The following is a 12,423-nucleotide window of genomic DNA, read 5'->3' as shown; positions in this document are numbered from 1 at the left end:
AGCGGCTGACCCAGCCCGATGTAGCCGAGGCCCACGGCGGCGAGCCGGTCGAGGATGGTCCGGGCCTGGCCGGTGGTGAAGAAGTCGCGGGCCTCGGTCACCGACATGCCGAGTACCTCACTGATGTTCTTGCCGCGCAGCCTGTGGGTGAGCACCTCAGGAGTGAACCTCCTGCCCTCGCACTCCTCGCAGACCGACGCGACCCCGGCCATCATGGCGAGGTCGGTGTAGACCAGCCCGAGCCCCTTGCAGTTGGGGCAGGCACCCTCCGAATTGGCGCTGAACAGGGCCGCCTTGACGCCGTTGGCCTTGGCGAAGGCGGCCCGGATCGGGTCGAGCAGCCCCGAGTAGGTGGCCGGGTTGCTGCGCCGTGATCCGCGGATCGCGGACTGGTCCACCACGGCGACGCCGTCCCGACGCGGCAGCGAACCGTGGATCAGCGAGCTCTTGCCCGATCCGGCGACGCCGGTGACCACGGTCAGCACCCCGAGCGGGATGTCGACGTCCACGTCCTTGAGATTGTGCAGCGAGGCGCCCCTGATCGGCAGTTGCCCGCTGGGCCGCCGCACCCGCTCGCGCAGCCGCGCGCGGTGATCCAGGTGACGCCCGGTCAGGGTGTCGGAGCTTCGGAGCCCGGCCACGTCGCCGGTGAAGCACACCTGTCCCCCGGCCGAGCCCGCCCCCGGGCCCAGGTCGACCACATGGTCGGCGATCTCGATCGTCTCGGGCTTGTGCTCGACGACGAGCACCGTGTTGCCCTTGTCGCGCAGGAGGAGCAGCAGGTTGTTCATCCGCTGGATGTCGTGCGGGTGCAGCCCGATGGTCGGTTCGTCGAAGACGTAGGTGACGTCGGTCAGGCTGGAGCCGAGATGCCGGACCATCTTCACCCGCTGGGCCTCGCCTCCGGAGAGAGTGGCCGACTCGCGGTCGAGACTCAGATAACCCAGGCCGATCTCGACGAGTGATTCGAGGGTGTCGCTCAGCGCGCCGAGCAGCGGGCCCGCGGACGTGCCGTCGATGCTCCGCACGAAGTCGGCGAGATCAGTGATCTGCATGGCCGAGCACTCGGCGATGTTGCGACCATTGATCTTCGAGGACAGCGCGGCCGGGTTGAGCCTGGCGCCGCCGCACGCGCGGCAGCCGGTGAACGTCACGGCCCGGTCCACGAACGCCCGGATGTGCGGCTGCATCGAATCGCGGTCCTTGGCGAGGTAGAGCCGCTGCACCTTCACCACGAGTCCCTCGTACGTGACATTGGTGGTGCCCATCTTGATCTTCGTGGCGGGTTTGTGCAGGAGGTCCTCCCACTGGGCCGGGGTGTAGTCGGCCAGCTTGAGGTCGGGATCCACGAACCCGGAGTGGACATAGGCCTGCACGTACCACGAGTCCACGGTGAATCCGGGGACTGTGATCGCACCATCGTTGAGTGAGCGATCGACGTCCACGATTTCGCCGACGTCGATGTCCGAAACCCGCCCGAGTCCCTCGCATTCGGGGCACATGCCATCGGCGGTGTTGAAGCTGAAGGCGGTCGAGCTGCCGACATGGGGGGTACCGAGCCGGCTGAAGATGATCCGCAGCATGGTGTAGGCATCGGTCGCCGTGCCGAGCGTGGAGCGGGCGTTGACGCCCATCCGCTCCTGGTCGACGACGATCGCGGCGCTGAGGTTGTGCAGGGCGTCGACGTCGGGCCGGCCGAGATTCGGCATGAACGACTGGATGAAGGCGGTGTAGGTCTCGTTGATCAGTCGCCGCGACTCCGCGGCGATGGTGCCGAACACCAGGGAGGACTTCCCTGAGCCCGAGATCCCGGTGAAGACGGTCAGACGACGCTTGGGGATGTCCAGTGAGACGTCCCTCAGGTTGTTCTCCCTGGCGCCGCGGACCTTGATCATGTCGTGGCTGTCCGCGGCCATCCGCTGCCGCTGCCCGGCCACCACCGGTCCGGCCTCGGGAACGCGCGATTGAACATGGACCGGCGAGTGCTCCATCGAAACCCTTCAAAGATCGCAGGGGGAAAGGCCGACCGCTCGGTCGGAGGGGGACTACCGGCTTCAATTCTTTCATTGACCAGCCCATAGAGACTTTTCATCGGAGCCCGGTGGCCACGACCCCGATCAGCCGTAAAAGTCTCAAATCAACGTGAAGCGCTAGGCTCAGCGAATGCCCGCGGACAGCGAAGAGACGGCGCTTCCGGCGGCTTGCGCGCCGTCGACCTCGCTCGGACGGCCGGGATCTCGGTGCAGCAGGTGCGCAACTATGTGGAGCAGGGGGTCCTCCCGCCGGTGGAACGGGCGGCGAACGGTTACCGCGTCTTCACCGGCGACCACGCCGAGGCGCGCGCCGTCGCCCGGCTGATGGCCGACGGCCACGGATGGAGCCGTACGCGAGCGATCATGCGTGCGGTGCACGAGGGCGATCTCGAAGGCGCACTGGCGTCACTCGACCGAAGCCACTCATCGACGCGGTCCTCGACGAGCTGCGCACCACGGGCAGCCCCGAGCGGGTCCGGGCCGAACTCGCCAAACGCGAGCAGGAGCTGTATCGACGCAGCCTGCGGCGGCTGCGCGGCTCTGCCGCCCTGCACACCTATCTTCAGCGCGTCAGGGCGCTGCCGTAGCCTCCAGGGTCGCAGGCTCGCCACCAGAGCGCTTCCCGTTGATGGTCTCCATCGACATCAGCGAAATCCGTTTCGACTGAAACGCCGTGTCAGTCCGCCTCGATGAGGCTTTTCGGGCGCAGGTCCGTCCAGTTCTCCTCCACATAGGCAAGACACGCCTCGCGGGTGTCCTCGCCGAACGCCATCGTCCAGCCGGCCGGTACCTCGGCGAACGACGGCCACAGGGAATGCTGGCCCTCGTCGTTGACGAGGATCAGGAAGCGGCCCTCGGGGTCCTCGAACGGGTTGGTCATGAGTCGTTCCTCCTGGAGTCGTCATCGCCGGGTGGGATGGTGAGCTGTGGAGTGGTGAGCGGTGCGTTCGTGAGCGGTGCGGTCTCGAGCGGCGCGGCGGCGTGATCGATGGCGGTGAGCGCCGACAGCGGGCGTTCGGGATGGGCTACCACGGCCTCGAGCAGGCCGACCAGTTCCGCTGCGAGCCGGTCCACGGTCGCCCGGTCGAACAGGTCGGCGGCGTACTCGAGCAGGCAGTGCACCGGCCCGTCGCCGGTGGGCTCGTAGAAGCTGAGGGCCAGCTCGGCCCTGAGCGCCCCCGTCGGCACCGGCTCGAACCTGGCGCCCGTCCCGTCGAGGTCGGCGAGTCGCGCCGCCTCGTGATGCACGACCATCACCTGCGGGCCGAGCGTGCGCGGCGGCGCCTCGCCGTCTTCGAGCAGCGCCGCCACCACCTGGTCGAACGGGACGTCCTGCCGGTCGAAGGCGCTGAGGTCGGTCTCGCGCACCCGGGCCAGCAGGTCGAGAAAGCCCGGGTCGCCCGAGGTGTCGGTGCGCAGCACGAGGGTGTTGAAGAAGCACCCGACCAGATCTCCGAGCGTCTCCTCGGTGCGGCCCGCGACCAGGGTGCCGATCGGCAGGTCCTCCCCCGCCCCGTCGCGGGACAGCAACGCGGCCAGCGCCGCCTGCAGGACCATGAACATGCTCGTTCCGGTCCGCCGGGCGAGCCGGTCGATCCCCCGGTGCAGCCGGGGGTCGAGCACGACCTCGACGAAGTCGCCGCGATGGGACGGGACCGCCGGTCTGGGCCGGTCCGCCGGGAGCGCCAGCTCGGCGGGAAGGTCCCGCAGGGCCGCCCGCCAGTATCCGAGCTGCCGGGCGCACCGGCTCTCGGGATCGGCCGGGTCGCCGAGAAGCCCCCGCGACCACAGCGTGTAGTCGGCGTACCCGATCGGCAGCGGCTCCCAGCCAGGAGCGCTCCCGTCGCCGCGCGCCGCGTAGGCCGTGGCGAGGTCGCGGACGAGCGGCACGATGGACCACTCGTCGACGCCGATGTAGTGCCCGGTGAGCAGGAGCGCCTGTTCCCGGCAGTCGCCGGTGAGCAGGCGGGCGCGGAACGGCGGCTCGTGCGCCAGGTCGGGGCCGGTGCTGACCAGCGCGGCGAGCCGCTCGCCGATCGCGCCGCATCCGCCGTCGCCTTGGTGGCCGCCGTCGCAGGCGACCGGAAGCGCCTGCGTCACCAAGGCAGGGGACGCGGGCCCGGTCGCCCGCTGCCAGATCTCCTGGTCCGACCGGCGGGATCGATCCTCGCGATCCGCCCGATCCGGCCCATCGAAGTCGGCCTCGGCGAAGACGGTGCGCAGAGGCTCGTGCCGTTCGACGACGTCGCGCAGTGCCGCCCGCAGTGCGCCGTCGTCCAGTAGCGCCGCCGAGCGCAGGGCGACGGCGATGTCCCAGGGGGCGCTCGCTCCCGCGGCCCGGTGCAGCTGCCACTGACGTCGCTGAGGTGGAGCGGCTGGCAGGTGCTGCGGTCGCTCGACCGGCCGCAGCGGCGGGCGGCCGGCCGTCGCGCCGGCGAGCCGACCGGCCAGCGCCGCCACCGTGGGGGCGTTGAAGACGTCGCGGACGGTGAGGTCCACCTCCATGGTGGAGCGGATCCGGCCGAGCAGCCGCATCGCCGCCATCGAGTGGCCGCCCAGACCGAAGAAGTCGTCGTGGACGCCGACCTCGGGCAGGGCGAGGACCTCGGCGAACAGGCCGGCGAGCAGGTGCTGCTCCGGAGTGGCGGGCCGGTCGCCGCCGGTCAGCGCCGACCAGTCGGGCGCCGGCAGCGCCCGCCGGTCGAGTTTGCCGTTCGGCGTCAGCGGCAACGGCCCCGGCAGCGCCACGACCGCCGCCGGCACCATGTACTCGGGCAGGAACCGCGCCACGTGGGCGCGCACGTCGGCGGTGTCGACCGGCCCGGCCGACGGAGCCGTGTAGCCGACCAGCCGGACCATCTCGCCGGACCGGTGGACCACCACGGCCGCCTGCGCCACGGCCGGATGCCGGGTCAGCGCCGCCTCGATCTCACCCGGCTCGATGCGGAAGCCGCGGATCTTGACCTGGTCGTCCACCCTGCCGAGGAAGTCCAGGGTGCCGTCGGCGCGCCACCGCGCCCGGTCGCCCGTACGGTACATCCGCGCGCCGCGAGGGCCGAACGGGCACGCGACGAACCGCTCGGCGCTGAGCCCCGGCCGTCCCAGGTATCCGCGGGCCAGGCCGCGGCCCGCGACGTACAGCTCCCCGGCCACACCCTGCGGCACCGGGCGCAGCGCGGCGTCGAGCACGTAGGTCCGGGTGTTCGGGTCCGGCCGGCCGATCGGCACCGCGCCCCGCCGGCCGCGCTCGGCCGCCCAGAGAGTGGAGTTCACCGTCGCCTCGGTCAGCCCGTACGCGACGAACAGCCGCAGCCGGCCGGCCCAGCGGTCGATGACCTCCGGGGGCACGGGCTCGGTGCCGACCAGTACGGTCGAGCCCTCGGGCAGCTCGCAACCGGCCGGCAGCGCCGACACCAGCGACGGGGGCAGGATCATGTGCGTGACGGCCCGCTCGCTGATGAAGTCGGTGAGCGCCGGGCCCGCCACACGCGCCTCGTCCGGCATGAGCACGAGGCGGGCGCCGGTGCACAGCGACATCGCGAGCTCCCAGACGGCAACGTCGAACCCGACCGAGGCGAACTGCAGCACCCGGCTGCCCGCGTCGACGCCCATCCCGTCGACGGCGGTGGCGACCAGGCTGCCGATCCCCTCGTGCGAGACCACCACGCCCTTCGGCCGGCCGGTCGACCCTGAGGTGTAGATGACGTAGGCGGCGGAGTCGAGCCGGGGCCCGGCCCCGGAGCCGTCGAGGTCACGCGGCCTGGGGCCGTCGCCCACGCTCTCCGCATTGCCGTCCACCCTCTCTGCATTGCCGTCCAGGTCACCGAGCAGCAGCCGGCCCACGCCCTCGACCTCGGGAATCTCCGCGGTCACGCTCTCGGTGGCGACGACGAGCCGCGCACCGGAGTCGGCCAGCATGTACGCGATCCGGTCGGCGGGGTGCGTCAGATCCAGGGGAAGATAGGCCGCGCCGAGCTTCAGGACGCCGAGCACGGTCGCGACCATCTCGACCGACCGCGGCACCGCGACACCGACGACGTCCTCGGGACCGGTCCCGTGCCGCGCCAGCGTCCGTGCCATCCGCTCGGCCTCGGCGTCCAGCTCCGCGTAGGTGACCGACCGCGCCCCGTCGACCGCGGCGACGGCATCCGGTGTCTCGGCGGCCCGCCGGGCGAACAGCACCGGCAGCGGCGCCTCGGGCACCGCCCGGTCGGTCGCGTTGAAGGCCTCCACCACGCGATGCCGCTCGGCGGCGCCGAGCACGTCGATCCCGCTCACCGCCGCCCCCGGGTCGGCGGCCACGGCCGTCACCAGCCGGCGCAGCCGGTCGCCGAGGCTCTCGGCGGTCGCCTGGTCGAACAGGTCGGTGCGGTATTCCAGCAGGCAGCCGATCCGGCCGGTGGCGCCGTCCTCGGCGAAGGAGAAGACCAGGTCGAACTTGGCCGTCTCGTTCTCGAAGTGCTCCTCCTCGACGTCGAGCCCGGCCAGCCCGAACCCGCCGCCGGTGCGACTGCGGTAGCCCACCATGACCTGGAAGAGCGGGTTGCGCCCAGGGGAGCGGGCCGGGTTGACCGCCTCGACGACCGCGTCGAACGGCACGTCCTGGTGGGAGAACGCGGCCAGATCGGTCTCGCGCACCCGCGAGACCAGCTCGGTGAAGCTCGGGTCGCCGGAGACGTCGGTGCGCAGCACCAGCGTGTTGACGAAGAACCCGACGAGGTCTTCGAGGGCGTCGTCGGTCCGGCCGGCGACGGGGGCGCCGAGCGGGATGTCCTCGCCGGCGCCCAGCCGGTGCAGCAGTGCGGCCACCGCCGCGTGCAGCACCATGAACATGCTCGCCCCGGTCTCACGCGCCAGCCGCCGCAGTCCCTGGCACGACTCCGGATCGAGCTCGACCTCCAGATCGGCGCCGTGCGAGGCGGGGCGGGCCGGACGGCTGCGGTCGGCGGGCAGCTCCAGTTGCTCGGGTGCCCCGCTCAGCGTCTCGCGCCAGTACCCGAGCTGGCGGGCGGCCAGGCCGCCAGGCTCGGCCGGGTCGCCGAGCAGTTTCCGCTGCCAGAGCGTGTAGTCGGCGTACTGCACGCGAAGCGGCTCCCAGGCGGGCGGGTTACCCTCCCGGCGGGCGGCGTAGGCCTCGCCGAGGTCCCTGAGGAACGGCCCGTCGGACCACTCGTCCGTCGTGATGTGGTGCAGCAGCAGTACGAGTACGTGTTCGTCGCCCGCGACCTCGGCGACCGTCACGCGCAGCGGCGGCTCGGCGGCCAGGTCGAACGGCCGGGCGACGGCGTCGCGCACCAGCCGGGCGACTCCCCCGGCCTGCTCGGCGACCTCGGCGGCCGATATCACCTCGACCACGGGCGAGGCGTCGACGGCCGGGACGACGTGCTGGAAGGGCACGCCCTCGCGCTCGCCGATGAGGGTCCGCAGCGCCTCGTGCCGCGCCATGACGTCGCCGAGCGCGGCGCGGAACGCGGGGATGTCGAGCGGGCCCCGCACCCTGGCCACGAGCGGGAAGTTGTACGCCGCCGACGCGCCGTCCATCTGCTGCAGCAGCCACAGCCGTCGCTGCGCGAACGACAGCGGCGGCTGGGCCGGCCGGTCGGCCGCGGTCACACCGGTCAACGCCGGCCGCGCCGGCCCGCCGGCGACGCCGGCCCGGGCCACCAGCTCGGCGACGGTCGGGGCCTCGAACAGGTCGCGGATCGCCAGCTCGGCGGCGAGCGCCGTGCGCGCCCGGCTGATCAGCCTGGTGGCCAGCAGCGAGTGCCCGCCCAGATCGAAGAAGTCGTCGTCGATCCCCACACCGGCCCCGTCGCCCAGGCCGAGGACCTCGGCGTACAGCTCGCAGAGGATCCGCTCCTCGGGCGAGCGCGGCGGGCGGCTCGCCACGGCCGTCGCGACGGCCGGCGCGGGCAGCGCGGTGACGTCGAGCTTGCCGTTGACGGTCAGCGGCAGTCGATCGACCGGCGTGAGGGCGGCCGGCACCATGTAGTCGGGCAGTCGCGCCTTCAGGTGCGCGCGCAGCGCGGCGGCGAACTCGCCGTCGTCCACGGCCGGCGCCGTGCCGTCCGGCACGTCCGGGGCCGGGGCGTCCGGGCGAGCATCCGGGCCGATCGGCCCGCGCTCGCGCACCACGTAACCGATGAGGCGCTTGACGCCGCCCGGGCCGGAGCCGTCGGCGATGGCCGCGGCGTGGGCGACCTCGGGATGCTCGGCCAGCGCGGCCTCGATCTCGCCCGGCTCGACGCGGTACCCGCGGATCTTGACCTGGTCGTCGGTGCGGCCGAGGAAGTCGAGGTTCCCGTCCGGTGCGCGGCGCACCAGGTCGCCGGTGCGGTACATGCGGGCACCTGGCTCGGCGGCGAACGGGTCGGCCACGAACCGGTCCGCGGTGAGGCCGGGGCGGCGATGGTAACCGCGGGCCAGGCCGACACCGGCGATGTACAGCTCTCCCGGGGTACCGGGCGGAACCGACCGCAGCCAGGTGTCGAGCACGTAGGCGCGGGTGTTGAAGATCGGCCGCCCGACGGTCGGCGTCACGCTGTCGGCGGTGGCGGCGCCGAGCGTGTTGATGGTGTACTCCGTCGGCCCGTACAGGTTGTATCCGGATGTCCCGCCGGTCTCGCGCAGGCGGGTCCACACCGTGTCGGGCACCGCCTCGCCGCCCAGCAGGACCAGTACGGGCCGGTGCCTCGACCCGCCCGTGCCCGGCCGGTCGTCACCGTCCAGCAGGCCCTCCTCGATGAGATGGTGGGCGTAGGTGGGCGTGACGTTCACGACGTCGATGCGGTGCCTGTCGCAGTAGGCCACCAGCGCCTCGGCGTCGCGCCTCAGGTCCTCGTCGCAGACGTGCACCTCGTGTCCCTCGACCAGCCACAGCAGCTCCTCCCACGACATGTCGAAGGCGAACGAGACCGTGTGGGCCACACGCAGCCGCCGCCCGCCGGCCGACGCCACCGCGGGGTCGAAGATGGCCTCCCGGTGGTTCAGCTGCATGTTCGTCAGCCCTCGGTAGGGCGTGACCACGCCCTTGGGGCGCCCGGTCGATCCGGAGGTGTAGATGACGTAAGCGGGGTGCTCCATCCGGCCTGGGCGGCAGCGCGCGAACCGCGCCCGCTCCTCATCGGTGAGCGCGCCGCCCGGCAGTACCGCCAGCTCGGCGGCCGTGGCCGGGTCGTCGAGCAGCGACGGGCGCGGCCCCTCTCCCGGAAGCGAGGCGGCGACGGCCGCCGTGGACAGCAGGCACGTCGGCGCCGTGTCGGCGAGCATGTGCGCGAGCCGCTCCGCCGGGTGGTCGAGGTCCATCGGCAGGTACGCGGCCCCGGTGCGCAGCACCGCGAACAGCGCCGCGACCATGTCGGCCGAGCGCGGCAGCGCCAGCGCCACCACCCGCTCGGGGCCCGCGCCGCGGGCCAGCAGCAGCCGCGCGAGCCGGTTGACCCGGACGTCGAGCTCGGCGTAGGTCAGGGTCTGCTCACCGAAGACGAGCGCCACGGCGTCGGGGCTGCGAGCGGCCTGCGCCTCCAAGAGCTCGGAGACGGTGTCGTCCACCATCGGACGCGCGGTGGCGTCCCGCTCCGCGGCGAGCGCCCGCCGCTCCCCCGGCGTACGGACATCCAGCTCGCCCACCCGCTTCGCGAGGTCGGCGGCCAGGCTCTCCAGCAGCGTCGTGAACCGGGCCAGCAGTGCCGTGGCGGTCTCGCTCCCGACGACGTCGGCCCGGTGGGCGAGCGTCACCCGCAGTCGATCTCCGGGCGTCACGACCAGGGTGAGCGGATAGTGCGTGGCGTCCACACCGCCGACCTCGGTGATGCCGTGCCTTTCCCGCAGCTCCGCGAAGGCGCCCTCGCCGCCGACGTTCTGCAGGACGTAGAGGGTGTCGAAGATCCGGCCGTGCCCGCTCTCGCGCTGGATGTCGCCGAGGCCGAGGTACTCGTGCGGCATGAGCGCGGCGCGCTCGGACTGGATCCGCCGCAGGAGGTCGAGTGCGGTCTCACGCGGGTCGAGGGTGACGCGCACCGGGACGGTGTTGAGGAACATCCCGATGACCTGGTCGGCGCCCGGCACGGCCGCGGGCCGGCCGCCCACGGCGGTGCCGAAGACCACGTCGCTGCGGCCGACCGCGTTCGACAGCACGAGCGCCCAGGCGGCGTTGAGCACGGTGTTGAGGGTGAGCCCGTGCCGCCGGGCCTGGTCGCGCAGCCGGCGGCTGAGCCGCTCGGGCAGCTCGGCCGACAGACGTTCGGGAATGGTCGGTTCGAGGCCGCGGTCGGCCGGGCTGACCAGGGTCGGCTCCCGCAGGCCCGACAGCGCTTCGCACCACGCGTCCGCCGCGAGTGCGGTGTCCTGCTCGTCCAGCCAGGCGAGGTAGTCGCGGTAGGAGCCGGGCCGGGGCAGCACCCGGTCGTCGCCGTCACGGTCGTAGAGCGTGATGAGCTGCTCGACGAACAGCCGGGCCGACCAGCCGTCCCACAACATGAGGTGGTGGGCGACCACGAGCCGGTCGCGGCCGGCGGCCAGCCGGATGAGGATGAGGCGGCACAGCGGCGGGTCGGCGAGGTCGAACCGCCGCGTCCGGTCCTGCGCCATGAGCCGCTCGGCGTGCGCCTGCCGCTCGTCCTCGGGCAGCGCGGTCAGGTCGACGACCTCCAGCGGCGGCTCCGGGTCGGCGCCGATGAACTGCACCGGCCGGGTGAGCCCATCGCTGGTGAACCCGGCGCGCAGCCCGGCGTTGCGCGCGAGCAGCGTCGCGCACGCCGCGCGCAACCGGCCGGCGTCGACGCGGTGCCCGAAGTCGAAGGCGACCTGCGCGGTGTAGACGTCGAGGGCCTGCCGGTCGTAACTGGAGTGGAAGAACAGCCCTTCCTGCAGCGGCGACAGCGGCCAGACGTCCTCGACCGGCACCGGGCTCGCGCTCCGTACCCGGTCGATCTCTTCCTCGGTGAGCGTCACCAGGTGTTCGGCCGGCCCGCTCGCACTGGGGTCGTGGTGGTACGAGCGGGCCGGGGTCCCGGTACGGGCCGTCGCGGCGAGCGCCGCCGGGGTCCGCCGGTCGAACACCTCGCGCGGGCTGAAGTCGAGCCCGCCGGCACGTGCCCGCCCGGCCACCGTGATGGACAGGATGCTGTCGCCGCCGAGGACGAAGAAGTCGTCGCCAGGACCCACCTCGGGCAGGCCGAGCACGTCGGCGTAGATCTCGCAGAGCAGCCGCTCGCGTTCGTCGCGGGGCGCCCGGGTGACCGCGCGGGCCGGCGCCGGGGCGGGCAGGGCATCCTGGTCGATCTTGCCGCTCGGGGTCAGCGGCAGCTCGTCGAGGAGCACGAAGACGTCCGGCACCATCGGCGCCGGCAACGACGCCGCCAGACCGGTCCGCAGCTCCTCGGCGTCGGGCCGCGCGCCGCGCTCCGGTACGACGTAGCCGACGAGCCGTGCGGCCCCCGGGCCGTCGCGCCGGGCGGCCACCGCGGCCGCGGCCACGCCCGGCTCACGGGCGAGCGCCGCCTCGATCTCGCCCAGCTCGACCCGGTTGCCGCGGATCTTGACCTGCCGGTCGACCCGCCCCAGATATTCGAGGACGCCGTCGCCGCTTGCCGTCCCGTCCGGCGCTGTGCCGTCCGCATCCGCGTCGTCCCGCCACCGCACCAGGTCGCCCGTGCGGTACATCCGCTCGCCCGGACCGCCGAACGGGTCGGCGACGAACCTCTCCGCCGTGGCGCCCGGCCGCGCGTGGTAGCCGCGCGCCAGCTGGGCACCGGCGATGTAAAGCTCGCCGGGCACTCCGGGGGGCACCGGCCGCAGGCAGTCGTCAAGGACCCGCAGCCGGGTGTTCCACACCGGCCGACCGATGGGCACGGACGCGCCGCCCCCGGCGTGCTGCCAGTACGTGACCTGCACGGCCGCCTCGGTGGGCCCGTAAACGTTGTAGAGGGGCACGCCGGTCCGGTCGAGCCAGCGGTCCGCGATCTCTCCGGTCAGGGCGTCGCCACCGGTGAAGACCCGGCGCAGGCCGAGCGAGCCGCCGATCCGACCGTCGTCGCCCGCCGGTTCGCCCTGTTCCAGCACGGCGTCCTGGAACGGGCCGAGCATCGATGACACGAGCGTCATCGCGGTGACCCGCTCGTCGCGTACCAGCCGGGCGAGGTAGGCCGGGTCGCGGTGCCCGTCGGGGCGGGCCAGTACGACGGCGGCGCCCTCGATGAGCGGCCAGAAGATCTCCAGTAGCGAGGGGTCGAAGGCCGCCGACATCTGGTGCAGCACCCGGTCGCCCGGGCCGAGCGGGAAGGCGGCCCGCATCCAGGTGAGCTGGCTCATGATGGCCTGGTGCGAGACCAGGACGCCCTTGGGCCGTCCGGTCGACCCGGATGTGTAGATGAGGTAGGCGGAGTGGCCG

General features: G+C 72.9%; 4 protein-coding genes and 1 pseudogene. 2 read left to right on the top strand and 3 right to left on the bottom strand.

Features of this window, described 5'->3' with window-relative positions; translation table 11 throughout:
• The coding region (locus tag HKK72_RS29300; protein ID WP_187237671.1) for an excinuclease ABC subunit UvrA at positions 1-1,916 on the bottom strand (1,916 nt) is incomplete at its 3' end.
• Positions 1,917-2,240: 324 nt separating this feature from the next.
• Between HKK72_RS29300 and HKK72_RS42920 the strand changes: the two are divergent.
• Positions 2,241-2,303 (top strand): annotated as a pseudogene (locus HKK72_RS42920) (hypothetical protein); the annotation flags it as partial.
• A gap of 71 nt (positions 2,304-2,374) precedes the next feature.
• Complete coding sequence (locus tag HKK72_RS41515; RefSeq protein WP_261987312.1) at positions 2,375-2,620, top strand: hypothetical protein; 246 nt, start codon at positions 2,375-2,377, stop codon at positions 2,618-2,620.
• A gap of 89 nt (positions 2,621-2,709) precedes the next feature.
• Here the strand turns inward: HKK72_RS41515 and HKK72_RS29290 are convergent, their stop codons facing one another.
• Together HKK72_RS29290 and HKK72_RS29285 are read right to left on the bottom strand one after the other, a co-directional pair.
• Positions 2,710-2,913, bottom strand: a complete 204-nt coding sequence (locus HKK72_RS29290; RefSeq protein ID WP_187237670.1) for an MbtH family protein — start codon at positions 2,911-2,913, stop codon at positions 2,710-2,712.
• The gene (locus tag HKK72_RS29285; RefSeq protein WP_315987498.1) at positions 2,910-12,404 is read right to left on the bottom strand and encodes a non-ribosomal peptide synthetase; all 9,495 of its coding nucleotides are present in this window, start codon (positions 12,402-12,404) and stop codon (positions 2,910-2,912) included. Before HKK72_RS29285 ends, HKK72_RS29290 begins: the two co-directional genes overlap by 4 nt.
• Positions 12,405-12,423 lie beyond the last annotated feature (19 nt).

Origin of the sequence: Actinomadura sp. HBU206391, from assembly GCF_014323665.1 — a bacterium.
In the GTDB taxonomy this organism is placed as follows: domain Bacteria; phylum Actinomycetota; class Actinomycetes; order Streptosporangiales; family Streptosporangiaceae; genus Actinomadura_C.
This window is presented reverse-complemented; position numbering and strand designations above follow the sequence as displayed.